30 protein-coding genes are annotated in these 24,615 nt (G+C 63.9%); 15 read left to right on the top strand and 15 right to left on the bottom strand.

Annotation, left to right across the window (positions count from 1 at the left end; all coding sequences use genetic code 11):
• Positions 1 to 3 precede the first annotated feature (3 nt).
• Both I6F20_RS24820 and I6F20_RS24825 read right to left on the bottom strand, forming a co-directional pair.
• Positions 4 to 585 carry a hypothetical protein gene (locus tag I6F20_RS24820; protein ID WP_225128233.1) on the bottom strand — a complete coding sequence of 194 codons (582 nt, stop codon included), beginning with the start codon at positions 583 to 585 and terminating at the stop codon, positions 4 to 6.
• Between the two features lie 163 nt (positions 586 to 748).
• Entirely contained in the window at positions 749 to 1,951 is a 1,203-nt protein-coding gene (locus I6F20_RS24825) for a polysaccharide biosynthesis/export family protein (protein ID WP_225128234.1), read from the bottom strand.
• A gap of 242 nt (positions 1,952 to 2,193) precedes the next feature.
• Here I6F20_RS24825 and I6F20_RS24830 point away from each other — a divergent pair, with 242 nt between their 5' ends.
• The 3 genes from I6F20_RS24830 (at position 2,194) to I6F20_RS24840 (ending at position 4,470) form a co-directional block, all read left to right on the top strand.
• Entirely contained in the window at positions 2,194 to 2,763 is a 570-nt protein-coding gene (locus I6F20_RS24830; protein ID WP_225128236.1) for a hypothetical protein, read from the top strand.
• A gap of 75 nt (positions 2,764 to 2,838) precedes the next feature.
• On the top strand, positions 2,839 to 3,114 hold the full coding sequence (locus I6F20_RS24835) for a hypothetical protein (protein WP_036011249.1): 276 nt from the start codon (positions 2,839 to 2,841) through the stop codon (positions 3,112 to 3,114).
• An 84-nt stretch (positions 3,115 to 3,198) separates the two neighbouring features.
• Entirely contained in the window at positions 3,199 to 4,470 is a 1,272-nt protein-coding gene (locus I6F20_RS24840) for a hypothetical protein (protein WP_225128238.1), read from the top strand.
• Positions 4,471 to 4,481: 11 nt separating this feature from the next.
• Here I6F20_RS24840 and I6F20_RS24845 read toward each other — a convergent pair whose 3' ends face one another.
• The gene (locus I6F20_RS24845) at positions 4,482 to 5,105 is read right to left on the bottom strand and encodes a transglutaminase-like cysteine peptidase (protein WP_225128239.1); all 624 of its coding nucleotides are present in this window, start codon (positions 5,103 to 5,105) and stop codon (positions 4,482 to 4,484) included.
• A 193-nt stretch (positions 5,106 to 5,298) separates the two neighbouring features.
• Between I6F20_RS24845 and I6F20_RS24850 the strand changes: the two genes are divergently transcribed.
• Positions 5,299 to 6,036, top strand: a complete 738-nt coding sequence (locus I6F20_RS24850) for a metallophosphoesterase family protein (RefSeq protein WP_109145092.1) — start codon at positions 5,299 to 5,301, stop codon at positions 6,034 to 6,036.
• A 20-nt stretch (positions 6,037 to 6,056) separates the two neighbouring features.
• On the top strand, positions 6,057 to 6,710 hold the full coding sequence (locus I6F20_RS24855; protein WP_036035501.1) for a hypothetical protein: 654 nt from the start codon (positions 6,057 to 6,059) through the stop codon (positions 6,708 to 6,710).
• Between the two features lies 1 nt (position 6,711).
• Here I6F20_RS24855 and I6F20_RS24860 read toward each other — a convergent pair whose 3' ends face one another.
• Positions 6,712 to 7,089, bottom strand: coding sequence for a hypothetical protein (locus tag I6F20_RS24860; RefSeq protein WP_036011263.1), 378 nt, complete (start codon positions 7,087 to 7,089; stop codon positions 6,712 to 6,714).
• Between the two features lie 416 nt (positions 7,090 to 7,505).
• Here I6F20_RS24860 and I6F20_RS24865 point away from each other — a divergent pair, with 416 nt between their 5' ends.
• Entirely contained in the window at positions 7,506 to 7,883 is a 378-nt protein-coding gene (locus I6F20_RS24865; protein ID WP_225112342.1) for a hypothetical protein, read from the top strand.
• A 47-nt stretch (positions 7,884 to 7,930) separates the two neighbouring features.
• Here I6F20_RS24865 and I6F20_RS24870 read toward each other — a convergent pair whose 3' ends face one another.
• A complete protein-coding gene (locus I6F20_RS24870) occupies positions 7,931 to 8,173 on the bottom strand; it encodes a hypothetical protein (RefSeq protein WP_128262894.1) in 243 nt (80 codons plus the stop codon).
• Positions 8,174 to 8,269: 96 nt separating this feature from the next.
• Entirely contained in the window at positions 8,270 to 8,512 is a 243-nt protein-coding gene (locus I6F20_RS24875; RefSeq protein ID WP_057026181.1) for a hypothetical protein, read from the bottom strand.
• A gap of 183 nt (positions 8,513 to 8,695) precedes the next feature.
• On the opposite strand from I6F20_RS24875, the gene I6F20_RS24880 reads away from it, so the two are divergent.
• Complete coding sequence (locus I6F20_RS24880; protein ID WP_225112341.1) at positions 8,696 to 9,907, top strand: hypothetical protein; 1,212 nt, start codon at positions 8,696 to 8,698, stop codon at positions 9,905 to 9,907.
• A gap of 15 nt (positions 9,908 to 9,922) precedes the next feature.
• Here the strand turns inward: I6F20_RS24880 and I6F20_RS24885 are convergent, their stop codons facing one another.
• The 3 genes from I6F20_RS24885 to I6F20_RS24895 all read right to left on the bottom strand — a co-directional run bounded on the left by I6F20_RS24885 (position 9,923) and on the right by I6F20_RS24895 (position 11,113).
• The gene (locus I6F20_RS24885; RefSeq protein ID WP_225112340.1) at positions 9,923 to 10,201 is read right to left on the bottom strand and encodes a hypothetical protein; all 279 of its coding nucleotides are present in this window, start codon (positions 10,199 to 10,201) and stop codon (positions 9,923 to 9,925) included.
• Between the two features lie 163 nt (positions 10,202 to 10,364).
• On the bottom strand, positions 10,365 to 10,781 hold the full coding sequence (locus I6F20_RS24890) for a hypothetical protein (RefSeq protein ID WP_036011274.1): 417 nt from the start codon (positions 10,779 to 10,781) through the stop codon (positions 10,365 to 10,367).
• Between the two features lie 41 nt (positions 10,782 to 10,822).
• A complete protein-coding gene (locus I6F20_RS24895; protein ID WP_036011277.1) occupies positions 10,823 to 11,113 on the bottom strand; it encodes a hypothetical protein in 291 nt (96 codons plus the stop codon).
• A gap of 1,038 nt (positions 11,114 to 12,151) precedes the next feature.
• On the opposite strand from I6F20_RS24895, the gene I6F20_RS24900 reads away from it, so the two are divergent.
• The 3 genes from I6F20_RS24900 to I6F20_RS24910 all read left to right on the top strand — a co-directional run bounded on the left by I6F20_RS24900 (position 12,152) and on the right by I6F20_RS24910 (position 14,952).
• Positions 12,152 to 12,325 (top strand): hypothetical protein, encoded by a 174-nt coding sequence (locus tag I6F20_RS24900; protein ID WP_167361675.1) that lies wholly within the window; start codon positions 12,152 to 12,154, stop codon positions 12,323 to 12,325.
• Between the two features lie 578 nt (positions 12,326 to 12,903).
• Complete coding sequence (locus tag I6F20_RS24905) at positions 12,904 to 14,496, top strand: EAL domain-containing protein (RefSeq protein WP_518513067.1); 1,593 nt, start codon at positions 12,904 to 12,906, stop codon at positions 14,494 to 14,496.
• Positions 14,497 to 14,586: 90 nt separating this feature from the next.
• Positions 14,587 to 14,952 (top strand): VanZ family protein, encoded by a 366-nt coding sequence (locus I6F20_RS24910; protein ID WP_036011287.1) that lies wholly within the window; start codon positions 14,587 to 14,589, stop codon positions 14,950 to 14,952.
• Between the two features lie 44 nt (positions 14,953 to 14,996).
• Here the strand turns inward: I6F20_RS24910 and I6F20_RS24915 are convergent, their stop codons facing one another.
• From I6F20_RS24915 to I6F20_RS24925, 3 genes are all read right to left on the bottom strand, one after another.
• Entirely contained in the window at positions 14,997 to 15,443 is a 447-nt protein-coding gene (locus tag I6F20_RS24915; RefSeq protein ID WP_225112338.1) for a CHRD domain-containing protein, read from the bottom strand.
• Between the two features lie 134 nt (positions 15,444 to 15,577).
• On the bottom strand, positions 15,578 to 15,862 hold the full coding sequence (locus tag I6F20_RS24920) for a hypothetical protein (protein ID WP_036011293.1): 285 nt from the start codon (positions 15,860 to 15,862) through the stop codon (positions 15,578 to 15,580).
• Positions 15,863 to 16,020: 158 nt separating this feature from the next.
• The gene (locus I6F20_RS24925) at positions 16,021 to 16,464 is read right to left on the bottom strand and encodes a hypothetical protein (RefSeq protein WP_225128243.1); all 444 of its coding nucleotides are present in this window, start codon (positions 16,462 to 16,464) and stop codon (positions 16,021 to 16,023) included.
• Between I6F20_RS24925 and I6F20_RS38405 the strand changes: the two genes are divergently transcribed.
• The 3 genes from I6F20_RS38405 (at position 16,463) to I6F20_RS24940 (ending at position 19,946) form a co-directional block, all read left to right on the top strand.
• On the top strand, positions 16,463 to 16,963 hold the full coding sequence (locus I6F20_RS38405) for a hypothetical protein (protein ID WP_518513068.1): 501 nt from the start codon (positions 16,463 to 16,465) through the stop codon (positions 16,961 to 16,963). The two genes, I6F20_RS24925 and I6F20_RS38405, sit on opposite strands and share 2 nt — an antisense overlap.
• 126 nt (positions 16,964 to 17,089) lie before the next feature.
• Positions 17,090 to 17,761, top strand: coding sequence for a hypothetical protein (locus I6F20_RS24935; RefSeq protein ID WP_036035538.1), 672 nt, complete (start codon positions 17,090 to 17,092; stop codon positions 17,759 to 17,761).
• A 34-nt stretch (positions 17,762 to 17,795) separates the two neighbouring features.
• Positions 17,796 to 19,946, top strand: coding sequence for an adenylate/guanylate cyclase domain-containing protein (locus I6F20_RS24940; RefSeq protein ID WP_225128244.1), 2,151 nt, complete (start codon positions 17,796 to 17,798; stop codon positions 19,944 to 19,946).
• 49 nt (positions 19,947 to 19,995) lie between these two features.
• Here the strand turns inward: I6F20_RS24940 and pobA are convergent, their stop codons facing one another.
• Positions 19,996 to 21,168 (bottom strand): 4-hydroxybenzoate 3-monooxygenase, encoded by a 1,173-nt coding sequence (gene pobA, locus I6F20_RS24945; RefSeq protein WP_036011339.1) that lies wholly within the window; start codon positions 21,166 to 21,168, stop codon positions 19,996 to 19,998.
• A gap of 50 nt (positions 21,169 to 21,218) precedes the next feature.
• Between pobA and I6F20_RS24950 the strand changes: the two genes are divergently transcribed.
• Both I6F20_RS24950 and I6F20_RS24955 read left to right on the top strand, forming a co-directional pair.
• Positions 21,219 to 22,124: a helix-turn-helix domain-containing protein gene (locus tag I6F20_RS24950; protein WP_036026589.1), complete on the top strand. Its 906-nt coding sequence runs from the start codon at positions 21,219 to 21,221 to the stop codon at positions 22,122 to 22,124.
• A gap of 345 nt (positions 22,125 to 22,469) precedes the next feature.
• Entirely contained in the window at positions 22,470 to 23,081 is a 612-nt protein-coding gene (locus tag I6F20_RS24955; protein ID WP_109145102.1) for a LabA-like NYN domain-containing protein, read from the top strand.
• A gap of 23 nt (positions 23,082 to 23,104) precedes the next feature.
• Here I6F20_RS24955 and pcaG read toward each other — a convergent pair whose 3' ends face one another.
• Both pcaG and pcaH read right to left on the bottom strand, forming a co-directional pair.
• Complete coding sequence (gene pcaG, locus I6F20_RS24960) at positions 23,105 to 23,731, bottom strand: protocatechuate 3,4-dioxygenase subunit alpha (protein ID WP_225128245.1); 627 nt, start codon at positions 23,729 to 23,731, stop codon at positions 23,105 to 23,107.
• Between the two features lie 5 nt (positions 23,732 to 23,736).
• Entirely contained in the window at positions 23,737 to 24,525 is a 789-nt protein-coding gene (pcaH, locus tag I6F20_RS24965; protein WP_036026596.1) for a protocatechuate 3,4-dioxygenase subunit beta, read from the bottom strand.
• Between the last annotated feature and the right edge of the window lie 90 nt (positions 24,526 to 24,615).

The following is a 24,615-nucleotide window of genomic DNA, read 5'->3' on the forward strand; positions in this document are numbered from 1 at the left end:
GGCCTAGAGGAAGCAATCGATCGGATAGATCTTCAGATCCACGTTGAGGCGGCTGTTCCGGCTCTGCGCGCGGAACGCATAGAATAATCCAAAACTATCACTCCCCTGATCGAGTTTTATTCCGGGGGTTAATTCGTCGGGCGGGACCAGGACGCCGATGTGCCGGTTGATGGCGGAAATCTCGATCCGCCCCTCCCCTTGCGCAAAATGCCCGCCGAGTTGGGTCACCGTAACCTTCGGCAGGCCGCGGCGCTGATGGCAGACGTCCTCCTCCCACAGCTTGGTCTGCTGCACCAGCGGCTTGCCCGGGCCATCGGGCACGACGATGTCGGGGAAGGACGGACGCAACATGCCGAAAAACTTGCTCTCCTTGGAGTTCGCCGAGAGGCGAACCGTGAAGGACAGCTCGCCCTTGGCGCCCTTGAGGCGCGACAGGACGGGAGCATCAGGCTCGGCAGAGATCATCACATCGATGCGATGGCGGACGCCCAGCTCCGCGGCAGCGCCGAGAGCTGTCCCGGCCGGCGCCAGTGCGACGGCGAAAGGGACGAGAGCCAAAGGATGCCAGAATGCTCGAAAGCGCATGAAGCCCCTTGCAGCGCTGCGGGTGACCGATGCGCCGTGCGAAGCGGCAACGCGATCCAGATCCCGAGTTCCTCGTCCCAGCAGAACCGCCTCGATTGTGAAACGAAAATGGCACCGGGACAAAGCCCCGGTGCCATCGTCATTGGTCGGTCAAGTCGGCGTCTTACGGCGCCAGCTTGATGTTGTTGCGGAAGATCAGCGCATCGTTGCTGACATTGATGGCATCCGAGCCGGTCGCCATGATCACACGCAGGTAGTTCAGGAACTTGGCAACTTCGACGTTGCGCGAGTTCGAGACGTAGATGATGTCGCCATTCTTCATCATGACCTTGGTGGCGAGGAAGAAGCCGCCGGGATCGCGGAAGTTCACGTTGAAGATGACCGGGATCGTCTCCGAGGTGTACTTGCTCACGTCGATGCCGAGTTGGGCCGCAACCTCGCGCGGCTCGCGGCGATAGAGATAAACGGCCGCCGGATCGGCCTGGCCGTCCAGGAGACCGCCAGCCTTGCCGACCGCTTCGCCGAGATTGATGCGCCAAGCGTCGAAGTTGAACTCGCCGCTCTGGCCGCTGGCGCCGAACGCCAGGAACTTCTGCTGCTCGCGATAGACGTAGATGCTGTCGTCGGGCCGCACATAGACGTTGTTCTCGGGCGCCATCACGAGATTCTCGAACGGCACGGTGGCCCGCCGTCCGCCACGCTCCAGCATGACCCAGGTCTCGAAGCCCTGGCCCTTGATGCCGCCGGCGCGGGTGATCGCATCGAGCACGCGATCCTTCGCGCCCGCCGCGCTCGCGGGATAACGCGCGGGCGAATTGACCTCGCCGAGCACGCTGATCAGCTGGGTGCGCTGCGAGGACATCGCCACGACCGCTTGCGGCTCGATGGCGCGGTTGCCGATCCTCTCGACGATCGCGCGCTGGATTTGGACCGCGGTCAGGCCTGCGGCCTTGATCTGGCCGGCATAGGGCACGGTGATGAAGCCGTCATTATCGACCGACTGATCCGGGATCGTCACATAGTTACCCGGGCGGACACCGGCTTCCGCCGGGATGAACAGACCGCCCGCCGCGGCTTCGAAGATGGTGACGCTGACGACGTCGCCGATGCCGAACACGATGCTGGCAGGCGGGCGGCGGTCGGTGAACACGCCTGCAAGGCCCTTGGGCTCATGGGTGTGCAGGATCTTCACGGTCGCCGGATTGAGCGGCACCAGCTCGTAGGCCGGCGCGTTTTCCGTCTGGATCTTGTTGTTGACGTCGTCGGTGAGCGGTCCCGAGCCGGGATTGGTCGAGCAGGCCCCGAGCGCTAAAGCGGCCAGCAGAAAAGCTGGCTTCAACACATAGGTCTTGGCAATAGATGACATGAATCGCGCCCGTGGGTCCCCAAGTGACGTGAATTGGTACGGCCTAGGGGGTGGTGCGACAAGGGTTCCCGGTGGTTAACGGAGCGATCCGTCGGCCAGTGTTGCGTGCAGGCCACTCTTTGGGGCTTGGTTTAAGTCTTTGTGACCATTTGTTGTATTTCGTGTGCCCGGTCAGAGGGCAATGAGCCCCTGTCGAGGCGTAGTGTGTCGAGTGCAAGGCTTTTGTTAAGGATAGGAACCCCGTGTCTGGCCTCCTTCTGATCCCGCTGTTGGCGGGCTCCGTCTTTGGCGCCGCCGATCGCGCATGGGGCCCCGCCGTCGCCTGCCCTGGCAGCGCCAGGGCGTGGTGTCGCGGCACCGTTGTTGATGTGGCCGCCCCTGCGTCCACGTCCGTCTGGAAATTCACCCGGACCCAAGGGGCCAAGGACGGCGAAAGCTTCGCGGCCATCATGAAGACCGCCGACACCACCCAATCGGACCCGGACTTCGCCGGCCTGATCGTGCGCTGCGCCCCGAAGGGCAAGGTCGATGTGCTGGTGGCCTTGATCCGGCCCTTCCCGCCCCGGAGCCGCCCCAAGGTAACCATTGCAGCGAGCGGCGGCGGCGCCCTGAGCTTCGAGGGCAGCATGGCGGCCGCGGGAGCGGCCGTGCTGCTTCCCGACGAGGTCTCGGCCTTTGCCGCCGGGAAGTGGCAGACGACGGCCTCCCTGTCGGTGGTGGTCAGGGAAGGCGACAGCGAGATCAAAGGTATGGTAGCGCTCAACGGGCTGCGAGAGGCCTATCATGCGCTGCTGGCAAATTGCGGCCAATAGGCTAAATTTAGCCATACAACTTAAGGGTCTTTTTAGGCGGGGAATCTAGGGTCCGGAGCACGGAGAGTGTTTCGGATGACCGCCTTTTTGATTTTCAGCTTTCTCACAGGGGCCGTGCTGGGCCAACGCTTTCGCGTGTTCGTGCTCCTGCCGGTCACATTTGCGCTGGTGCTCACCATGCTGCCAGTCAGCATGATGACCAGCCTGGGCTTCCTTGACGGCATGAAGGCTGCGGCGTTCGCCGCCATCGCCCTCCAGGGCGGTTACCTCTTCGGTTCGGGCGCGCGCTTTGCCCTTGCCGCCGCACGCGCCACCCGCGTCTTCGGCCGACCGGTCAAGGCCACCCGCTGATCGCAACGCAAGCCTCTGTTTGAAAACGCACCGCCCGCTTGTATGGTGACCTGACCGTTTCAGGATTCGCTTCGAGCGCGCCGTTTGTCCCTCGCTTATTTTGCCCTCATCGTCTCCATCGTTTCCGCTTCCGCTCTCGAAATCGCCGGCGCCACATTGGGGGCGCAGCTCGGGACGATGGCCGCAGCGCTTGGCCTGCTGGCCGCCGCCTCGAGCTCGCGAAAGGCCGACTTCGAGCACTATGTCCGTGCGACCTCCTGGGGCCGCTGGATTCTGCTCGCCATTCCGCTGTGCATCGCGGCCCAGCTCGCTCCGCTTCCGCTGCGCATCGCGCATCCGATCTGGGCCAGCGCTCACGAGGTGATCGGTGGCTTGTCGCTCGGGCCGATCACGGCCGATATCGGCTTGACGGTGAAAGCGCTGCTGATGGCGCTTGCCGCGATCTCATTGCTCGGCGTCGCGATCCTGGTGGTCCGCAATCGCGGCCGTGCCGAGCTGGTTCTGTTCGTGCTGAGCGGCGTAACCGCGATCTCCGCCTTGATGTTGGACCTGCATCGGCTCTCGCCGGCGCTTGCCGGATCCGTCCCCCATGACCTCACGACGAGCCTGGCCGGGCTCGGCCTCATGCTCAATCTGGCGGTCATGCAGCTCGCCGCTGAGCGGGCGGAGACGCATCACTCGGTCCTTCGCTCGGTCGCGATCGGACTTTGCGGTCTGGTCGGAGCCTTGGTCAGTGCCGCCGCGATCTTTGGGCTGTCCGGGACCAACAGCGCGATGGCGGCGGCCTTTGGCGTCGTGCTGATCCTGCTGATCCTCGTCATCCGCAGACTGGATCTGTCGCCATTGGCCGCGAGCGCGTTGTCGGTGGCAGCCTTGGCCGGCGCGGCGATCGTGCTGACCTTCCTGTTCGAGAAGAGCTCCGGACCGATCCTGCTGCGGCTCGTTCCGGAAATGGGGACCGAGACCAAGGCCGCGCTCGAGCGGATGCTGGCCGACACCCGCTGGTTCGGGGCCGGCGCGGGGACCTTTTCTGCGGTGGGCAGGATCTATCAGAGCGATGCCGGCGCCGTCCTGACGGCGCCCTCGGCGGCCACATCCGTGTTCGCGGGGATGGGTTGGGTCGGCTTAGTCGCCATGATCGCGGTGAGCCTGCTCGCTTTGGTCCGCCTGTTCGTCGGCGCCCTGCAGCGCGGACGCGACTCGTTCTTTCCCGCTTCGGCCGCGGCCTGCGTCCTGTTTGCGCTGGTTCAGAGCTTTGCCGGTCCCGGATTGCTGCAGCCGGCAGCAATCCTTTGCCTTTCGGTGATCTTGGGACTGGGGCTGTCGCAGAGCGTCAGCCAGTCCGGATCACGATAGCGCGCGGGTGATCAGACCGCGCGGTCGCCGAGCGAGGCCCAGTAGTTCGGATTCTTGGGCGACTGAATGCGGACCCAGCGATAGGGCTTCTTCGACCACGGCATGATGTGGCCGGAGAGATTGTCCAGCACGAGATCGCCCGAGAAGGTGCGAACCACGACCACGAGATGATGCTCGCCCCAGCTGGTCACGACCTCGCTCAGCAGCACCGAGCGCGCCGGAAAGCCCTTGGCGATCAGATCGTGGCGTTTTGTCACGGCATAGTCGTTGCAGTCGCCGCTTGCCGGATGCAGCAGCCACTTCTCGCCGCGCAGCCCTTCCAGATTGGCCTCGGGGCGGATCGCGGCATTGACCCGCTGGTTGACCTCTTGCATTTGCGCCATGCGCTCGGCCGTCAGCTTCAGACGTCCGCCGCGGAAGACGATCCGCTGCGGACGCGGTTTGCACTCGTCCTTGTACTTCAGGCAGAAGAGCGTGAACGCCATCGGCGGCAGCGTCGGCTGGTCGAACTTGATGTAGTGGATGGCACCGCGCAGCCCCAGGGGCGCCCCGACGAAGGCGGCTTCCGCTTTCTGCTGCACCCCCGCAGCAACGACGATGGCGACGGCCGCCAGGAACTTCACAACTTTGCGCATGTCGCGCTCCCCGTTCTTGTTGGGGAGACGCTACGCGAGACCTCTTGAAATACGGCTCAAAGGCCACGCGAGGCTTTAATCAAAATGCGGGCTCATCGGTCGGAAACAATTAAGAATACCGATGTGTGACTTGTTCTGCTAAGAGCGGTCACGACGTTCCGCTCGTGATGCTGGAAGCGATTCGACCGACCTGATGGGCCTTTCCTCCCGCTTTCGAAAGAAGACCAAGCCTCGGCTTCCCGATGGCGTTCGCGTCTACGCGATCGGCGACGTGCATGGCCGCGCCGACTTGCTTCAATCGCTGTTAACCGTGATCGACGCCGACTTGGCCCGCTCGGCGCCGCAACGCGCCATTCAGGTCTTTCTCGGTGACTATGTCGACCGCGGCCCGGACTCACGCGCCGTTCTTGATCTCCTGATCGAACGCTCGAAGTCGCACGAGACGGTCTGTTTGAAGGGCAATCACGAGGTCTTCCTGCTCGAGGTGCTCAAGGACCCGGCCCGCCTGCAGGAGTGGCGCCACTATGGCGGCCTGCTGACGCTGGTCTCCTATGGCGTCACGCCGACGATGAACCCTTCCGCGGAGCAGCAGGTCGAACTGATCGAGGGACTGAGACGTGCGCTCCCGCCGGAGCATCTCGCCTTCCTCCAGCAATTGCCCTCGTCCTTTACCTGCGGCGACTTCTTCTTCGTCCATGCCGGCGTCAAACCGGGCGTCCCGCTCGATCGCCAGAAGGATGAGGACCTGCTCTGGATCCGCGAGGAATTCCTCGCCTCCGAGGAGCGCTTCGGCAAATATGTCGTGCACGGCCATACGCCGGTCAGCGCGCCCGATATCCGGTCGAATCGCATCAACATCGACACCGGCGCTTATGCGACCGGCAACTTGACCCTGTTGACGATCCAAGGCGATAGTCTTCTCGCAATTTGAAAGCTCAGGCCGCAACTTCGGTGATCACGCTTCGCGCCATTGGCATCTTGACCGCGATCGCGCTGGCGCTCCACGCCGGCATGACGTTCTATGGCGATCTCGTACGGCCGAACTTTCGCGCCAGCGACTTGTTCTCCGGCGAGATTCCGCCGGACAAGGCCAAGCTCGCGGCGGCAGGCAGCCTGGCATCCTTTTCGTGGGATGGCGACCTCCTGGCAAATCATGCGGCGGCAATGGCCGCCGACGTTCTGCATCGTCCGTCGGCCGAGGCAGGCGGAAGGGCCAGCGAGAACAAGACGGCCCAAGCCGCTGTCGTGGCAGCCTTGAAAGTTTCGCCGATCAGGCCGGCGCTCTGGCTCACGCTCGGCACGCTACAGGCCCAGGCCGGCGAGGCGGTCACGCCTGCGGTGAAGATGTCGTACCTGACCGGGTCGGTGCCGATCGACGTTGCCTTCTCACGCGTCCGCACCGTGACCTCGAGCGCCGCGGCAACCGACGAGGAGATCAAGCTGCTGGCGCAATCCGACATCCGGTCGGCGCTGGCCAACCGCTCGCGTTACGAGCCGCTGCTGATCGCGGCCTATGTGCAGGCAACGCCGCAAGGCAAGTCGCTGCTGCTGGAGACGACGAAGGTGACCGATCCCAGATTCAACGAGATCTTGCGGCGGTACTAAATCAGCGGACCGATTTCGGGTTGACCGGCACGAAGTCCTGATCGCGGCGCGGCTGATCGGATCGCCCCTGGTAGACGAACATGCCCTTCTTGGTGGCGACGATGTCGCCTCGCTGCAGGCTGTCGTCGCGAAGCAGACGTTCGGTCGCGACGAGGTCCGGATCTTCCGGAGCCGGCTTGTAGAGTTCCGGATGCTCGCGCCGCTCGCGCGCAACCCCCTTGGCACGGCGCCGCGCATCCTCGATGCGCTGCCGCCATTCGTCGCGCGAGACTTCCGGCTCGCTCGGCGGAAGATAGTCGTTGATGGACGGCTCCGGCTCGGTCTGAGCACGGCACGAGAGCGGGCAGGCGTAAAGAGCCAATCCGACAGCGGCCGCCACGGCCGCCTGAACCGGCGCGCGCGCCGGTCTCCGGCGGTCTGACAGGGACTTGCAGCGGACGGGTCGCACTCCGATGACTCCGATGGCGGGTCGAGCAGCAGCCGCAACTTCAGCTGATACGGCTGCCAATTGCAACATTTTCGGAACGCAGCGGCCGTCCCTTCAAAAAGCGAAAAACAACCCCATGCACAGTAGCCGGCACCAACCGAATCAATGACTTACGTATTTTCCGAAGTCCTGACTTGATCCGTCGGGCAAAACAGGTCTAGTATGGCATGATCCGGAGAGAGGCCGACCGATGATCGACCTATCTGCGATCGGCATCGGATGAGCGACGCAAGGACAATAGCGTCGTTCTAAGGCCTCGTTAGGCCATCGCTGCTAGACTTCGGCATCCGTCGATGGAGTTGGCGAGAATGCGTGCAAGCCTGGTATCGTTGTTGCGCGTTGCCGTTGCGGCGTATGCCATGTCCGCCCTCACGGCTCACGCCAGCCCGCTCTGCATCAAGGAGCGCACGCCCTTCGCCTTGTCGCAAGACACGGTGAAATGGACGATGTCGATCGCCCCTGGCGCCGACTGCATTCAGGGACTGCGTTGGTCTTACATGCAGATCTTCAACGTATCCGTCGTGAGCGGGCCATCACGGGGACAATTGGCGGTGGTCGGGTCCGGCTTTCGCTATTCGGCAGAAAGGGAAGCGCGAGGCGCCGACAAGTTCACGCTGCTGATTTCGGGCAAGAACCGTCATGATCCCGGGACGTCGACTCTGGAGGTCGAAGTCAACCCGCAATAGGCAGGCCCACGACGCGCGAAGGGGTATCTACTTCGCCCGAAAACGCTTTAGTAACGGCGGCTCGACCCGCTGCCCCGGGTTGTATTCCCGTGATAGGGCCGGGCCCGTCCGTAAGTCGTCACGGGAGGCTCGATCCGGCTCGGGATATTCGGCGTCGCGTTGGGACGCGCGGGCTGCGACGGGTTGACGATGATCACATTGCGGTTGGGCGTCGACGGATCGCTGACGCCCTGGGCCCAGGCGCCCGCAGGCACCACAAGGGCGAGTGTGATCAAGACTATTCGTTTCATGCGATATCTCCCGAGCAAGAACGTCAGGGAGGGAACACCGTTCCTTCACGACGGCATCACGGTTCGTTGCGCGACCTCACCGCGGCACGGGTGACCTCAGCGAGGCACCGCGATCAGCTTGCCATTCCTCCAGACACCTTGGGCCGCCTGTCCGGTAGAACCGCTACCCACGTTCCGGACAGCCGTAGGCCGCGAGGCAGCCTGGGTGGTCTGCTTCTTTTTGTCGGTCGTCGTCACGATGCTGGAGCTAGTCGTGTTGGCCTGATCCTTGGTCCCTTGTGCAGAAGCAGACTGAACCAGAAAGGTCAGAAACATCATTGCTGTCAAAATGCCGCGCATGGTCACACACCGGAAGAAGGAGCCGGTCGAAATGTCACAGGTTTCCGCCCAAAAGCAAGCGCTACGAAACGACCGCGCAGGACCTTTGCGGCCGGAGCATCAGCGTGTTTCACCGCAACCGACGCGATCCGGGGTGAAAAAACCTAGCGAAACGGCACTATCCGGGCTAGTTGATCGCTCTTGATGACCGAGACCGGCGACACCGCAGCCAACGCCTCGCAGGCGCAAGAGATCAAGGCCGGGCTCGTCCGCCTGTTGTCAGAGCGGATCCGCGAAGTCTCCGGCGACCCCAGGCAGATGCGGGATGTCGTCTACGAGCTGGCTCGCGTCAAGCTTCTGGAACAATTCACCCACGCCGATGCGCGGGAAGCGCGAGAGCTCCAGCAAGTCCTCGAACGCGCCATTCGAGAGGTCGAACGCGCCTTTGAGCGAAGCGAGAAGTCTTCACCGACCAGGGATGCCTCGGTCCCCGTGGCGAATTCTCCACCGGCGAACGTTCCCGTCCCCCCGCCCATTCCGACGCCCGCTGCCTCGGCGTCATCAGCCATTCCGATGGCTGCCGAGACGCCGCGGCGTCCTGCCGCACCGCCAGGATCGCCCGACCAACCCAAACGGAGCGGCGCTTTCAAGTCTCTCGTTCGATTGACCGCGATCCTCCTGCTCATTGCTGGCGCCGGCACCGCGGTCGTGTATTGGCCGCGGCTGAAGGCACAACTGACGGCATCGTCGCAGATGGCGCAGCCCGAACGTTCGGCCAAGGGCCCGGAGCCTCAGCTGACCGCGATTCCGACTCCCTCGGCCAGCGAGACCGCTGAACGAATCCCGGAGAGCGCAAAGGAGCCGGCGCCGGCGGCGCACCCCTCGATGCCTTTGCCAACGACGTTCGGCGTCTACGCCTTGAGCGAGGGCCAGCTCCACGAGCTGAAGCCGGTTCCCGGAAAAATTCCGGACCGGCGGGTCGCGATCTCGGCCGCCATCAACACGCCGAGCGCGACCACGTTGATGGACGGCGACGTCAAATTCATCGTGTTCAGGCCCGACGGGGGTATCGACGCCAGCGGGACCGAAGTTCGGGTGATCGCAAAAGTCTCGCGAGCGATGGGCGTCGATGCCAGCGGGAAAGCCACCATGGTCAGCGCCGGCGATTCCTGGGTCATCCGCAGCATGTCCTACCCCTACAAGGTAGGTCCGATCGACGACCAGTCGAGAATGCTGTTGCTGCAACCGGAGCAAGACGGCTTCACGCTCGCGCCCGGCCGCTACATCGTGGTGGTCAGGGGCATGGGCTATGACTTCACCATCGCTGGGACGATCACCGATCCCAACCAATGCGTCGAGCGCATCAATGCGGCGAACGGCGCGTTCTACTCGCCCTGCCCGCCGCCGCGGCGATAACGCAGCCTTTGTTTCCTATTTGGCCGGCTTGCTGTCCTTTGGCGCATCCGCCGGCATGTCGTCGACCTTGCCGTTGTTGGCGACGCATTTCTGGAAGTACTCGCGCTGGTCTTTGCCCGTTCCCTTGGCACTCCCCGCTGCGGGGTTGCCGATCTGCCTGGGCGGAAAGGCCTTGGCCACCGCGGCGTCACATGCCCGCGCCACTTCGGCAGTGATGGCCGACGCCGTCGCCGGCACGGCCAATGTCAAAGCGAATGCCAGCCCAACCAATGTCCGCAAATTCTTGACCGGCACGTCGTTGCTCCTTCACTCGGTGAATGCTTGCCGGACCATACCAAAAAGGAACGAGGCGCCAAACGGCAAAGCGCGCTGAATTGTGACTGCGCACTTGTTCGGACCATGCTCCAGAGCCGCGTCTCGAAGCACGGCCGCAGAGCGCGCAGAAATATCACCGCTCCTAGCTGTTCAGCTGCGGCGGCTTGAAATCCGGAAAGCGCGTGAGCATTGCCGTCTTGACGAACTTCAAGTGGGCGATGCTGCTCGCCAATTCCTTGAGCCGGCGCTGGCCGTTCGAGATGTCGGCCGCGAAGAGATCCTGATGATGATTGTCGAGCGGCTCCCGCTCGAGATATTCGTCGGTGCCGTTTCCGAAGGTGACGGAGGCACGGGCAAGCGCATCGTCGACACGCCGGTTGAGCCCGGCCTGCTCCCTCTCCGCCTCCTGCAAGGCGGTTTCGATCGCGGCCAAAACGGCACCGATCCGCCCGCGGTCGGTCTCCGCGTCACGCTCGGCCGAGCGGGCCTTGAAGGTTTTGTCCTCGCGGCGGGAGCCGAGAAGATTGTGTGCGCGCGCTCTCAGGAACAGCTGAAACATCCGGGCCATCCCACATACGAGATCCAGGCGGGTACCATCGGTCAGACGTAGTTAACAAATCCTGAATCCGGCGCCCGTGCGGTCTGGCTTTGTGCAATCCATGCCCGCCAAGCTCCCGCGTGCTTGGAATACAGCTCGTGCCAGCGGATCTCGCCGTCGGCAGCGGCTCCTTTTCGCACGCGGACCTCGGATGTAAATTGCCCTGTCTCGTTCGATGCAAGATCCAGAGCTTCGAACTCCGCCGTCTCTTCCGGAGACAGGCCGATCAGAACGCGATGCCCTTGGGCATCGACGAAGTATCTGCGCGGCGCGTTGTGCCTTTGATCAGTCATTCGCAGGGCCCTCGTTCATGATCCAAGGCCCCGGACGATCCTTCAGCCGCCGCTCAAAGCCACGAACAAACGCGATCAAAACGAGGACGCAAGTCGCGCCCAGCAAAGCAATCAAATACGCCATTCACGCCCACCTATGCGAGCCGCGAAAATACAGGCGGCTAAACTCTCACCATGAATTGCTACGTTCTAGGTTGCCGTTCCAAAGCTCTCAAGCGCCGCACCGCGTTAACCTAACTGCGCATGGTTATCCGACGCGGCCGCACGGCAGGATCAGCGTGCACTCTCATCGCGGCCATGGCTGTGCCACTACGATGGATGCTCGCTCTGCTTTGACCCCATCGCCGCCGGCGTGTAGGGCGCATAGAGACGGTATCGTGCCGATCGCCTGCGCGAGCGCCATGCCCGCACGCCGTAGCCGCAGCAAAAGCCAGCTGCAAAAATCGAAATCAGAACCAGAATTGCAAACATTTGGAATGTTCCCAATGATCGGAACGCTCCTCCCGGTACATTTCAACGTGATGTTCTGACGACTTCAAGATCATCGGCGCTGAAAGTTTTGTCAGAGGAAGATGAAGTTTGTGCAACGTGATGCTTGAATTTTGGCCGTCGCGAGAACCACGAGCCCAGAGGATGACGAAATCTCGCATCGTTCGGGGGCGGATATCCAGCCGGCGATGTTAACCCGTGTTCACGGCGGCAGCAGCCTCGAACGAAGCGGCTGGATGCGCTGTCATCGGGCACAGTTGCGATCTGCACGATAGGTCTTGCGAAACGTTCTCGAACGTATGGAGCGGCCTCTCGGACGAGACCGCTGAAGAAGCATCCGCGCTTCTGCAGAGCGCCATGCACCAACTTCATCGCGGTAAGGTTGAGAGGTTAGCTTAACCCGCGTTGTTTGTTGCGAACTTTCGGCGATTGCTTATCCATCTCGCACCGGGCTCCCCCAAGCCCGGCCCCACCCAAGCAAAGCCGTCGAGCGAACATGGGTCCGCTTGGCGGCTTTGTCGTTGTGTCGACGAGAGGATCATTTCGGTTATGGCGCGCAGGCCCTGGTCGTTCAAGGAAGATCGCCGGCTCATCGAGCTGGCCAAGTCTTCAACCTCGCTGGAGCAGGCAGCGAAAGCTCTCGGGCGCTCGCCCGATGCGATCAAGCGCATGGCGTTGCGGCTTGGTCTTTCCTTGAAGTCGAAGCCGGCAAAGAAGAGCTGATCTTGGAAGTGCCGGCGCTCGCCTCGGCTTCATGTACGGCCGCTGCAGTCCAACGGCCCCGCATCGATAGGGCCAGCCGCCCTTATCTCGGGGTCGTTCCGGTCCGCCATCGTCTTGGACGGTGAGGTGGATTGAGCGGGTTGCCGGCGGTGTCCCGCCAGCCGCCACACTTAATTCTGCGTCCTCTTCTGGGACCCCATCCCTGGGCTGGTTCCGTAGCTGGGCGTCCCCGTTCCCTTGAAGGCGCCGCCCATCGTGTCGGATCCGGAATTCGTGCCCGTGCCACTGCGCGTCGCGGAGGTGGATTGCGTGCCCGATGGCGTGTCTTTGGTCCCCTGCGCCGAGGCCAGAGAGCTCCCGATTGTCAACGCCACGACGAGACTTAACGTCCTGATCATACTGCTCAACTTTCCATGCTTGTTTCTGACCCCGAGCCGCCAGACCATTGGCCGGGCACTGCTCAGGTGGGGCCCTTCGGGCCGGTCTTTCCGTTAAACCCTATCTTAGCCCCCGCTGGCTAGGATCAATCTCCACGCCTTGCTTGAATTTCCGCCCCGCCCTGTTTTCGCCTGAGCCGGATGAGAGTGCTGCGACCAGACCTCCCGTTTGTGGCACTCGTGCTTGCGAGCACGATGGCGTTCGGCTTGGCGGGTCATTTCGCCGCTGGCGCCGTCATTCGCCAGCACCAGGCGCATCAGCTCAATGAGCTCACCGAGGTGGTTCTGCGCCGATCGGAGCTTGCAGTCGATTTCGCTGCGGGCAGCCTGGACGAGCTCGCGCGGCGCAATTTCGCCAGCTGCGAGCCGGCGGCGCTGCAAGCCATCCGCCTGCATGTCTACCAGCGCTCGGCGATCAAGGACGTCCGCCTCGTCAAGCCGGACGGCTCGGTGATCTGCTCGGCCTATTCCGAGACGCTCGAATTCGACAAGGGATGGGTGGATCGCCGCGACATGCTGCCTTCGCGCGACAAGACGCTTTCCCTGTTCCGCGTGGAGCAGTTTGGCGGCGACGCCCTGGGCGTGCTCAGGGACGTCAATGGCAACTCCGCCCTGGTCGCCATTGTCGGTGTCAATGCCAGCCTGTTCGACATCATGCCGGCCGAGCTGCGCGCGCACAGCCAGGTGATCCTCGCCTTGAGCAATGGCGAGAAGCTCGGCGAATTCCAGACCGAGGCCGGCAAGTCTCTGCCGGCGCCGATCGGCTTCGAGCGAGCGTCCGCTCGGCTCCCGCTTCATGCCACGATCCGGCTCGAGGACGCGGTGCTGTCGAGCTGGAACACCGAGGCCTATTGGCCAATGCTTGCAGTGGCGCTCGGACTTGGCGCGATCTTCGGCATCCTGCTGGCACGCAACCGCCGCACGGAAGGGCCAGTGGCCGATCTCGACCGGGCGCTGACAGCCGGCGAATTCAAGCCATATTACCAACCGATCTTCGACCTCCGGACAGGTCGGATCAAGGGCTGCGAGATTCTGGCGCGTTGGCTGCGCCGCGATGGCTCGGTGGTCCCGCCGATGAATTTCATTCCGCTCGCCGAATCCAGCGGACGCATCCAGGCGATGACCTGGCAGATCCTGGGATCGGCGCTCACCGAGCTCAGGCCATTGCTCAGGGCCGACAAGAATTTCAAGCTGTCGCTGAACGTCGTGCCCAAGCACCTCCTGAGCGCCGGCTTCGTCGAGACACTGCGGCGCACGGTTCTGACGGCACGCGTCTCCGCGCGCCAGATCGTGGTCGAGATCACCGAGCGCGATGAATTGGATGATCTCGCGCGCGCCGCTTCGGTCGTGGCCGAGCTGCGGGACCGCGGCTTCCGCGTCGCCATCGACGATGTCGGCGTCGGCCATAGCGGACTGTCGCGGCTGAAGGGCCTCGGCGCCGATACGATCAAGATCGACAAGTTCTTCGTGGACACGATCACGGTGGACGCATCGACGACCACGATCGTGGAGATGCTGGTGGCGCTCGCGAAAGACCTCAATATGAGCGTGGTCGCCGAAGGCATCGAGACGGAGGAGCAGCTCCGCGCGTTGCTCGCCTCCGGCGTCGAGGAAGGTCAAGGCTATCTGGTTGCGCCGCCCCTGCCCGCCGCCAAATTCAATGAGCTCATCAAATCGCGTCGGGCTGCGCAGCCGGGCGCGGCGACATCCGGTGCTAAGGCTTTGGTGGCCTGACTGGTCGGCCCCCAGAGGCTTTAACGATACTTTCTAACGATGTTTTCGGCTTTCGAACCGGAGCGGCGACCAACCTTGTATGTTGGCGCCATGCGCAGGAACCACCTCATAGCAGCCGCAAGCATCTGTCTGGCGCTGATCGCCTATGCCACGCTGGCGAAGCTGTCGGGCCGGCCTGCGCTCATGGGTCACCACGAGGCCTATTGGATCGTCGTGATCGAGCGCTTCAGCGCCTATGGCCTGCTCGGCTTCCTGCTGTCGTTCCTGCTGCCGGGACGGTTTAGCCTGGCTTGCTCGCTCGTCATCGCAGTCGCCATGGGGTTGGAGCTGATGCAAGCGTTGATACCCGATCGCGATCCAGGCTTTCTCGACGTGCTGCAGAAGGCGGCGGGCGGCACCGTGGGCGTGATGCTCGCCCAGATGATCCTGGCGTTCCTGCCCAGACCACCTGCCTGAAACGGCGAGCACGGCCTCGGCGGAGTGACCGGGCGACGCGGTCCTTACTTCATCATCTGACCGCGCAACTCACCGCCTGGGTTGGCGGCCGTGTGAATGTTCGCGTACCATTTTCCGCCCAACAGATCCGCCGCCTGCGCCTCGGTGAGGGTGGCACTGCCTTCGATCGGGCTTTGCGCCGTCTTGAACGGCAATGCGATGCCGGCATTCTTCCCGGCCTCGCCGGGGCCGTGAAAATGCGCGCCTATCGCCGGTCCCGTCAGCCCGGTGAAGGTGACGAGGTAGGTCAGGACTTTCGTTTCGGTGTCGTAGGTCGCCTCCGCCTTGCCCGACCCGGTCGAGCTGTTCGGCGGCACTTCATTGCTTCCCTTGAGCTCCGCTCGCAGCTTCACGACCTCCGCACCTGCCGTTCCGCTCGTCGCGCTGACGCCTCCGACCAGCGCCAATGCCCCCAACAGTGCCACGGACCGTCGACACACGGCTTTGCTCATGCACTTCCTCCTGCGGATTTCGTTGGTCCCGCGATGAAAACACCGAGGACTGCCGGACATTCCACCGCAGAGCTTATGCTGATTCGGGACAACGCTCGCGGGAATTAGCCATCGCAAGCGCATCACGCGCCGGCTCAGGCCGCCCCGCGCCTCGTGTGACGCTCGGAGGGAACCAGGAGCTCGGCCATCTTCCGGTGGGTGTCGTGCAGCGCTTCAATGGCGCAGTCGAGATCGAAATCCGCCTCGCGGACGGATGCAAAGAACTTTGCCGTCAGCGCCAGATCGAGCTTGACGCGCGTGGCACCGTCGCGACTCCTGCGACGATCGAGCGACAAATGGATCGCGCGGTCCCTCGCCTCCACAGCATCGCAGCCGCAAAGCGCGCCGAGCTCGTCATATGTCATCCAGATTTGAGGCATGTTCTTCCACCACGCTTGATCTATCGCAGACTAGATAGCTCTCGCTTCTGAAGGCGGAGTTGCTGCAGCGCGAATTCGAGCCAACAACGTCAACGCAATGCTAAGCGCGGCGCAGACGCGAGCCGGGTGGACCGGCGCAGCTTGTTGCCGATCCACTGTCACTTGGGCGCGCCCGTCGTGAACGGATGCCGCGGCCGTGAACGGCTGTCGAGCCTCTTGGGCAGCTTGTCGGCCTTGAGCTTCACGACCGCGCGCCGGGGGTCGGGAGCCGGCGCCTCTTCCTGGCTGTAGATCAGCGTCGCTTCGAATCTCACGTCGGGCGCTTGGCGGGCCGTTCCCGAACAGGTCGCCATCGCCCCGCTATAAACGCCGGAGAGCTCGACCTCGACCTCGTCCAGCCCGAACACGGTCGGCGGCCCGTCGGCATGTCGCCGCGTGGTCAGGACGGCCGTGAAATGCCGGTCGTTGTCAAACTGATAGGAGCCGCCATAATTGAAGAAGCTGTCGCTGCCCGAGATCCGTCCCTGGGCCAGATGCACGATGCCGGTGCCTTGCGCGTGCGCTGTTCTGAACCACGCCGCGTATTTGCCCTCTTTCAGCATGGAAACATCCACCCGTAATTTCCACGTGTATTTGCAACGAAGCTTGAGGCGCGACAATGACCGACACGACGAGCATTCCGCCACGGTTAACGCCCTGCAAAATCAATCCGTTAAATTTCTGCGGCCGCACGCGGCGGCGGCGACGTCAAAACAATTCGATGCCGTCGTCAGCCGTTTCCACGACTTCGACGCGACGCGACGGCCGTACAAGGAGCCAATGCCGCTCGAGGCCGCGCGCGGCTACCTGGTCGAGAACGCCGGGCGACAGTTCGATCCTGGCTGCGTCGAGGCTTTCCTGTTGCGCTGGGACGAGGTGGTCGAGATCGCCGGCGGTCAGCGGACAATTCCTTTGCCGGGCGCCGCGGCCCCTCCCGCTCCCGATATAGAGCGTGCAGCAGCGAGCTCGTCAGACGCGCGCCATCCCGCGTCCCGACCGCCTGACCCGATCGATCCGCCAACATCTTGCCGCGGCACCATTTTTCTCCGGTCGCCGGTTTGAACCTGTTCCTGCTAAAGTGGCACCAAGACCTGAGAGTGATTCTGGTCACACTTGCCCCGGCGCCCTGCTGCTAGGCATCGAACCAGGACGGGCACCAGAGCATCGTCGAATTGGATGAGAATTCCCATGAAAAGCCTGATCGGCGCCTGTGTCGGCGCATTCTGCCTTGCGGCCCCCGCTTGGGCGGAGACTCCCGCTGCGATCGTCGAGGACGTCCAGGGCAAGGTCGACGGAATCGCGTTCATGGATTACGTGGCGCCAGGCAAGATCATCAAGCTCGGACCAAAGGCCAGCATCACGCTCAGCTACCTGAAATCCTGCCAGCGCGAGACCATCAGCGAAGGTGTCGTCCTGGTCGGCGCCGAGCAGAGCACCGTGCAGCTGGGCGAGGTCAAGCGGGAAAAGGTGCCCTGCGATACCAATGCGGCAAAACTGTCCGAGCGCGAGGCGAACCAGAGCGCCGCAACGACCTTCCGCACCGTGCGCTCGGACGCCAAGGGCGGACCGGCCAAGCTGCCGACGCTCTACGGCGTCTCGCCACTGGTGCAGGCCAAAGCCGGCGGCACGCTGGTGATCGAACGCACCGACGGCAAGGAGCCCACGATCAGCGTGCCGCTCAAGCGCGACGCCATGACCGGCGGCGGCAAGTTCTATGATTTTGCCAAGGCCGGAAAGACACTGACTCCGGGCGGCAGCTACCTCGCCATTCTCGGTGCCAAACGCTACACCTTCCAGATCGACGCCAGCGCCACCTCCTCGCCGACCCCGATCATCGGCCGCCTGCTGCGGCTCGAATAGACGGACTCGAATAAGCGGAGTTGGCGACGGGGCGATGCGGCGGATCGGGGGACGGGACATCGTTGCGGCAATCCTGATCGCGCTCCTTGCGGGCGCGATCTTCACGTCCCCGCCGCTGCAGACACTGCAAGGCCTCTCGCTCGACATCCTCACCGCGCTGCGTGGGAAAGTTGTCGGCGAGCGCCGCGATCCCGCGACGTCGCCGGTCGTCGTCGTGGCGATCGACGGCGAAACCTACGAGACCCCGCCCTTCAAGGGATCGCCGACGCAGACCTGGACGCGCGAGATCGGCCGGGTGCTCGGCAGTATCAGCGACGGCGGCGCCAAGGTGATCGGCTTCGACGTCATCTTCAAGAACTCGATCGAGCAATCCGAGATTCCCTTTGGCGACGCGCCGCTCGGCGCCCGCATGCGCGGATTTGACCGGGACTATCTAATCGCGCTGCGGCAGATCTCCGACAACGGCAAGCTCGTGCTCGGCGAGATCCTGAGCAACGACCATCCGGAAGTGCCCTACCGTGCGCAGCGGCTGGCGGTGCGAAACAACGTCCGTGCGCTCAATGTCCACACCGACGCCGACGATGTCATCCGGCGGATGCCGCTCAGCTTCTCGATCGAGGGCAAGCCGGTGCCCACAATGGCGGTCGAGCTCGCCGCCCGCGCGCTCGGCGCGAAGGTCGAGATGGCACCATCCGGCGCGGCCGGGCTGTCCGGCTACGCAATCCCGAGCACTGTACCGAACACGCTGACGCTCAACTTCCGCGACCTCAGCCGCGACGTTCCGACCTTCTCCTTTGCCGATCTGCGCGCCTGCGTCGAAAAAGACGACCGCGATTTCTTCCGGCGCGCCTTCGAGGGCAAGGTCGTGCTGCTCGGGACCGTCCTCAACTTCGAGGACCGCAAGCTCACCTCGATGCGCTTGTCCGGCGGCTATGACGGAACGCCGTCGGCGCGATGTGCCCTGCCCGCGGCTGCCGGCTCCGCGCAAAAGGCCCGCAGCGACGTCGCCGGTGTGTTCGTGCACGCCGCTGCGGTCCGAAACCTGATCGAGCGCGATGCCGTGACCGAGCTCGGCTTTCCCTCGCGCACCCTTCTCACGATCGCGTTCGCGGCCGTCATCGCCTGCGCGGCCGGCGTGTTTGCGCCGAGTGGCGCCCTGATCGCCTGGCTCGGTCTCACGATCGCCTACGCGGTCGCTGCCGTCGGCGCATTCGTCCATGCCTTGGCGCTGCCGCTGACCGAGCCGGCGCTCGCCAGCCTTGCCGCGCTCGCGATCATGATCGGCTATCGCTTCGTGCTGGCCGACCGCGACGAGCGCTTCCTGCGCAAGAGCTTTGCCTTTTACCTCGCGCCCGAGGTGATCGAGACCATGGTGGCCTCCGGCAAGATGCCGGCGCTCGGCGGCGAGATGCGCAACGTCACCATGTTCTTCTCCGACCTAAGCGGATTCTCGTCGATCGCCGAGACGATGACGCCGGTCGAGCTGGTGACGCTGATGAACGAATATCTGTCCGCCATGACCGACATCATCGAAGGCCATGGCGGTTACGTCGACAAATATATCGGCGATTCCATCGTCGCCATGTTCGGCGCCCCGGCCGACGATCCCGCCCACGCGCGCAATGCGGTGCGTGCTGCGCTGAAGTGCCACGAGACGCTGGCCGAGCTCAATCAAGGCCATCCCGCCTTCGCCGGTCACGGCCTGTCGCACCGTATCGGGCTCAACAGCGGCGAAGCCGTGGTCGGCAACATCGGCTCGCGCCGCCGCTTCAACTACACCGTGATGAGCGACACCGTGAACGTCGCCTCGCGGCTCGAAGGCGCCAACAAATATTACGGCACGGCGATCATGGCCTCGGAAACCACGATGGCGCAGACCGGCGATAGCTTCGCCTGGCGCGAGCTCGATGCGATCAGGGTGCAGGGACGCGGCGAGGCGATCAGGGTGTTCGAGCCGCTGGCGGAAACCGGCGCGGAAAGCGCCGAGCAGGCCAAGGTCGCCGCAGCCTATGCGGAAGGGCTGGCGTGCTGGCGGGCACGGGATTTTGCCAAGGCGGCCGACGCGTTCGAGGGCGTCGCGAAGATCGATCCTGCGTCAGCCCGGTTCGCCAAACGTGCGAACGTACTGACGCAGACTCCGCCGCCGCCGGACTGGACACCGGTCAATACGCTGGAAGGAAAGTAGTGGCTTCTTACCCTCCCCTGGAGGGCCCTCCAGGGGAGGGTTAGATCGCCTAAAACGGCAGCCCCGTATAATTCTCCGCAAGCAGACGCTGCGCCGTCTCGGACGAGAGCAGGTAGTCGAGCTCCGTCTGCTGCAGACGATCCTCATATTCGATCCGGTCGGGGAAGCGGTGCAGCATCATCGTCATCCACCAGGAGAAGCGTTGTGCCTTCCAGATTCGCGCGAGCGCCTTGGCGGAATAGCCCTTGAGACCGGCATCGTCGCCGCTCTGATAATGCGCGAGCAGCGCGTGATAGAGATAGTAGATGTCGGACGCCGCGCTGTTCAATCCGCGCGCGCCGGTCGGCGGCACGATGTGCGCGGCATCGCCGGCGAGGAAAAGGCGACCATAGCTCATCGGCTCGGCGACGAAGCTGCGCAAGGGCGCGATGCTCTTCTCGATCGACGGGCCGGTGATCAGGCGGCCGGCGACCTCGTCCGGCAGGCGGCGCTTCAGCTCGGCCCAGAACGCATCGTCGCTCCAGTCCTCCACCTTGTCGGTCAAAGGCACCTGGATGTAGTAGCGGCTCAGCACCTGCGAGCGCAGCGAGCACAGTGCAAAGCCGCGCTCGTGCTTCACGTAGATCAGCTCGGGTGATACCGGTTTCGTACGCGACAGCACGCCGAGCCAGCCGAACGGATAGACCTTCTCATATTCGCGCAGCACGTCCTTCGGGATCGACTTGCGGCTGACGCCATGGAAGCCGTCGGCGCCGACGATGTAGTCGCAATCGACGCGGAGCGTCTGCCCGTTCGAGCGATACGTCACATAGGGCCGATCCGACGTCAGATCGTGCGGCGTGACGTCCTCGGCATTGTGCACGACCTTGCCGCCGATCCGGTCGCGTGCCTCGTAGAGGTCGCGCGTCAACTCGGTCTGGCCGTAGACCAGGACCGAATTGCCGCCGGAATGCTTGTGCAGGTCGATGTGGGAGAGCACGCCGTCATGGGCGATCTCGAACCCGTTGTGGATCTCGCCCTCGCGGTCCATCCGCTCGCCGCATTGCGCCTCGCGCATCAGCTTCGCAAAGCCGTGCTCGAGCACGCCGGCGCGGATCCGTGCCAGCACGTGGTCGCGGCTGTATTTCTCCAGCACGATGGTGTCGATGCCCTTGAGGTGCAGGAGCTGGGACAGCAACAACCCGGACGGCCCGCCGCCGATGATACAGACCTGAACTTTCATTTTTGCGTCCTCCCGTCGGCATTTTTTTGCATACGTTAAGGCGCAAGCCGATGGAGGGTTTCGCCTTTGTCTTGTACTATTCGAACATGAGAAGCGCGGCCCCCGCCCCGGCCATCCGGGTCTACAATCTGTTCGGCGAGTCCGGCGATCTGCCCGATGTCGTGCATTGCGAGACGATCGCCTCGCGTTCGGTGCTGCACGACTGGACGCTGGCCGTGCACCGCCATGCCCGGCTGCACCAGGTGCTGCTGATCGAGCGCGGCGGCGGCGAGGCGACGCTCGACGGGCGCGTGGTGCCGCTGAGGCCAATGCAGATCGTCAACGTGCCGGTCGGCCACGTCCACGGCTTCCGCTTCGTGCCCGATACGCAAGGGTGGGTTTTGACCATCGCCGCGGAGATCCTCGACGAAGCGCTGCTCGCCGCCGAGGGCCTGCGCGGTGCGCTGTCGCGGTCGGCCGTGGTGCGCGGCACGCCGCAGATCCGCGCCACGATGAAGCAGATCTTCGCCGAGCACGCCGCGCGCGACTTCGGCCGCGCGCATGTGCTCCGCGCCTTGTCGTCGGCCATGATCGGGCTCGTGGCCCGCGCGCTCACGGGCGAGAGCGGCGGCAACGGCACCGCGGAAAGCGGGTTGTTCCGCCGCTTCGAGGCGCTGCTGGAGCAGCATCATCTGGAGCGCTGGAGCGTCGCCGACTATGCCGAGGCGCTGTCGGTGACACCGACGCATCTCAACCGGATCACGCGGGCGGCGACCGGCGACACCGCCTCGCATCTGATCCTCAACCGACTGATCCGGGAGGCGCGGCGCAACCTCGTCTACACCAACCTGCCGGTCTCGACCATCGCCTACGCCCTCGGCTTCGAGGACCCCGCCTATTTCAGCCGGGTCTACGCCGCCGCCACGGGGGTCTCACCGCGCGCCTTTCGCGCCCGGCTCCATGGCGGCGAAGGCTGAACCACCGGACAAAGGATCAGGACACGTCTGATCGACGCGCCCCGGATCCGCGATGTCTCTCGTTGCCACTTACCTTCGTATATAGCGCCCCATCCTTTGGATAGAGGCGCTTTACCTCCGTACAATTGAGCGGGGCACGCCCTCGCCCTAGCGTAACGGCATTCGGCGCCCTGGCGCTGGTGGCATGGAACCTCCCTAACCTCGGCGCAAGGCGGCCAACCCTGTCCGGTCGTCTGCGCCGCCTTTTCAGCAAAGCCATCGGCGCCTTCAGTTATTCCCGCCGATACGCCGCGCCATTTCGGCTGGACGGTCGGCTTTCGTGCCGAACCCGGGGAGTTGTGCATAATGTCTTCGCTTGGGAAGAGCGCGCTCTTTATCGACGGCTCCAATTTCCATGCCACCGCCAAGGCGCTCGGCTTCGAGATCGACTACAGACGCCTGCTCAGTGAATTTCAAAGCCGAGCTACGCTGTTACGGGCCTTCTACTACACGACCATCATCGAGGATCAGGAATATTCGTCGATCCGCCCCTTGATCGATTGGCTCGACTACAACGGCTTCACCGTCGTCACCAAACTCGCCAAGGAGTTCGTCGACCCCGCTACCGGCCGCCGCAAGGTGAAGGGCAGCATGGATGTGGACCTCGCCGTAAGCGCGATGGAGCTTGCCCAGCACGTCGATCAGATCGTGTTGTGCTCGGGCGATGGGGATTTCCGTTCGCTGGTCGAAGCCTTGCAACGCCGCGGCGTCCGCGTGACCGTCGTCTCCACACTCTCCACTCAGCCGCCCATGATCGCCGACGACCTGCGCCGGCAGGCGGACATATTCATCGATCTGGTGGAGTTGAAGCCAAAAGTGGGGCGCGATCCACCCGATCGACCGGTATCGCGCGAAATGCGGCAGCCACCGCAATTCCTCGCGCGCGGAACGATCAGGCGCGACGACCGGGTGGAATGATCGAAGGACGCCAGCCCGACACCTCACACGTCGAAGAACACCGTCTCCTCCGGCCCCTGCAGATTGATCGTGAAGGAATACACGACCTTGCCGGCGCGCTCGCTGCGGGTTGCGATCAATGTCTTGCGGCGCACCGGCTGCTCGATCAGGTTGAGCACGGGATCGGCGGCGTTGGCCGCCTCTTCGTCCGAGAAATAGAGCCGCGTGTTGAGGCCGATATTGATGCCGCGCGCGACGATCCAGAGGTTGACGTGCGGCGCGCATTTGCGCCCCGTCCTGTCGGTGATCGCACCCGGCTTGATGGTCTCGAAAGTGACGAGGCCGCTGTCGAAGTCGGAGCCGGCGCGGCCCCAGCCGCGAAACTCGTCATCCGGCGCGCCGGCGGAGCGATCGGCGGGGTGGTTGTAGCGGCCGGCCGCATTCGCCTGCCAGATCTCCAGCAGCACGTCGCGCAGCGGCGTGCCGGTGCCGTCGAGCACCTTGCCCTCCAGCGTGATGCGCTCGCCTTTGGTGTTCGGGCTCACCAGCACGTTGGAGAAGTTCTTCTCGAAGATGTCGAAGCCGGCCATGGCCGGGATCAGGCCTATATGGACGTAGGGCCCGGCGGTCTGCGAGGCGGTTTCCTTGAGATAATTGAGCGGTTGCGGCATGGGCGTTAGTTCCCCGCGGTGCGATTTTCGAAATAGGTGGAGCGCTGGCCGCGCAGCACGATGTCGAAGCGGTAGGCGAGCGAGTCGAACGGCGTCGAGGCGTTGAGGTCGAGCGGCGCCACGAGGCGGTCGAGCGCGTCCTTGTCCGGGATCGTCGTCAGGATCGGACAGACCGGGATCAGCGGATCGCCTTCGAAATACATCTGCGTGATCAGCCGCTGCGCAAAGCCCGAGCCGAACACCGAGAAGTGGATATGGGCGGGGCGCCAGCTGTTGACGTAATTGCGCCAGGGATAGGGGCCCGGCTTCACGGTGCGGAAGTAATAGTAGCCGGTGTCGTCGGTGAGCGCGCGGCCGCAACCGCCGAAATTCGGATCGATCGGCGCCAGATAGGTGTCCTTCTTGTGCCGGTAGCGGCCGCCGGCATTGGCCTGCCAGAACTCGACCAGCGTGTTCGGAACGCCCCGGCCGGTCTCGTCCAGCACGCGGCCGTGGACGATGATGCGCTCGCCGACGGGATCGCCGTCCTTGGCGTAGTTGCGGATCAAATCATTGTCGAGCGGGCCGAGATCGTTGTGGCCGAACACCGGCCCCGTGATCTCCGAGATCGAGTTCTCCAAGGACAGCAGCGACTGGCGCGGCGAGCGCAGCACCGAGGACTTGTAGCCTGGCGCATGCGCCGGCGGATGGATCGCGCGGTCGCGCTGGAAGAAGCCGCCGTCGCCGAGCGGCGGCGTCAAGGGCTCGGGACGATTGAGGCGGGGATCCCGCAAGGCTGGCGCCTGGGCATTCATCGGCGTTGTCTCTCCCTGGGAGCCCGGGGTCGGGCGGCTTATCGGGAGAGCATGAGCCAGCCTATTCTCAAGATAAATAGATGAATTATA

Source organism: Bradyrhizobium sp. IC3123, assembly GCF_020193625.1.
Taxonomy (GTDB): Bacteria; Pseudomonadota; Alphaproteobacteria; order Rhizobiales; family Xanthobacteraceae; genus Bradyrhizobium; species Bradyrhizobium yuanmingense.

Bases quoted from the DNA above. Each gene is read 5' to 3' on its own strand.
- I6F20_RS24820 (WP_225128233.1), bottom strand. From the start codon at position 585: ATGCGCTTTCGAGCATTCTGGCATCCTTTGGCTCTCGTCCCTTTCGCC.
- I6F20_RS24825 (WP_225128234.1), bottom strand. From the start codon at position 1,951: ATGTCATCTATTGCCAAGACCTATGTGTTGAAGCCAGCTTTTCTGCTG.
- I6F20_RS24835 (WP_036011249.1), top strand. From the start codon at position 2,839: ATGACCGCCTTTTTGATTTTCAGCTTTCTCACAGGGGCCGTGCTGGGC.
- I6F20_RS24845 (WP_225128239.1), bottom strand. From the start codon at position 5,105: ATGCGCAAAGTTGTGAAGTTCCTGGCGGCCGTCGCCATCGTCGTTGCT.
- I6F20_RS24850 (WP_109145092.1), top strand. From the start codon at position 5,299: ATGGGCCTTTCCTCCCGCTTTCGAAAGAAGACCAAGCCTCGGCTTCCC.
- I6F20_RS24865 (WP_225112342.1), top strand. From the start codon at position 7,506: ATGCGTGCAAGCCTGGTATCGTTGTTGCGCGTTGCCGTTGCGGCGTAT.
- I6F20_RS24870 (WP_128262894.1), bottom strand. From the start codon at position 8,173: ATGAAACGAATAGTCTTGATCACACTCGCCCTTGTGGTGCCTGCGGGC.
- I6F20_RS24875 (WP_057026181.1), bottom strand. From the start codon at position 8,512: ATGCGCGGCATTTTGACAGCAATGATGTTTCTGACCTTTCTGGTTCAG.
- I6F20_RS24880 (WP_225112341.1), top strand. From the start codon at position 8,696: ATGACCGAGACCGGCGACACCGCAGCCAACGCCTCGCAGGCGCAAGAG.
- I6F20_RS24890 (WP_036011274.1), bottom strand. From the start codon at position 10,781: ATGTTTCAGCTGTTCCTGAGAGCGCGCGCACACAATCTTCTCGGCTCC.
- I6F20_RS24895 (WP_036011277.1), bottom strand. From the start codon at position 11,113: ATGACTGATCAAAGGCACAACGCGCCGCGCAGATACTTCGTCGATGCC.
- I6F20_RS24900 (WP_167361675.1), top strand. From the start codon at position 12,152: ATGGCGCGCAGGCCCTGGTCGTTCAAGGAAGATCGCCGGCTCATCGAG.
- I6F20_RS24905 (WP_518513067.1), top strand. From the start codon at position 12,904: ATGAGAGTGCTGCGACCAGACCTCCCGTTTGTGGCACTCGTGCTTGCG.
- I6F20_RS24910 (WP_036011287.1), top strand. From the start codon at position 14,587: ATGCGCAGGAACCACCTCATAGCAGCCGCAAGCATCTGTCTGGCGCTG.
- I6F20_RS24915 (WP_225112338.1), bottom strand. From the start codon at position 15,443: ATGAGCAAAGCCGTGTGTCGACGGTCCGTGGCACTGTTGGGGGCATTG.
- I6F20_RS24920 (WP_036011293.1), bottom strand. From the start codon at position 15,862: ATGCCTCAAATCTGGATGACATATGACGAGCTCGGCGCGCTTTGCGGC.
- I6F20_RS38405 (WP_518513068.1), top strand. From the start codon at position 16,463: ATGGAAACATCCACCCGTAATTTCCACGTGTATTTGCAACGAAGCTTG.
- I6F20_RS24925 (WP_225128243.1), bottom strand. From the start codon at position 16,464: ATGCTGAAAGAGGGCAAATACGCGGCGTGGTTCAGAACAGCGCACGCG.
- I6F20_RS24935 (WP_036035538.1), top strand. From the start codon at position 17,090: ATGAAAAGCCTGATCGGCGCCTGTGTCGGCGCATTCTGCCTTGCGGCC.
- I6F20_RS24940 (WP_225128244.1), top strand. From the start codon at position 17,796: ATGCGGCGGATCGGGGGACGGGACATCGTTGCGGCAATCCTGATCGCG.
- pobA (WP_036011339.1), bottom strand. From the start codon at position 21,168: ATGAAAGTTCAGGTCTGTATCATCGGCGGCGGGCCGTCCGGGTTGTTG.
- I6F20_RS24950 (WP_036026589.1), top strand. From the start codon at position 21,219: ATGGAGGGTTTCGCCTTTGTCTTGTACTATTCGAACATGAGAAGCGCG.
- I6F20_RS24955 (WP_109145102.1), top strand. From the start codon at position 22,470: ATGTCTTCGCTTGGGAAGAGCGCGCTCTTTATCGACGGCTCCAATTTC.
- pcaG (WP_225128245.1), bottom strand. From the start codon at position 23,731: ATGCCGCAACCGCTCAATTATCTCAAGGAAACCGCCTCGCAGACCGCC.
- pcaH (WP_036026596.1), bottom strand. From the start codon at position 24,525: ATGAATGCCCAGGCGCCAGCCTTGCGGGATCCCCGCCTCAATCGTCCC.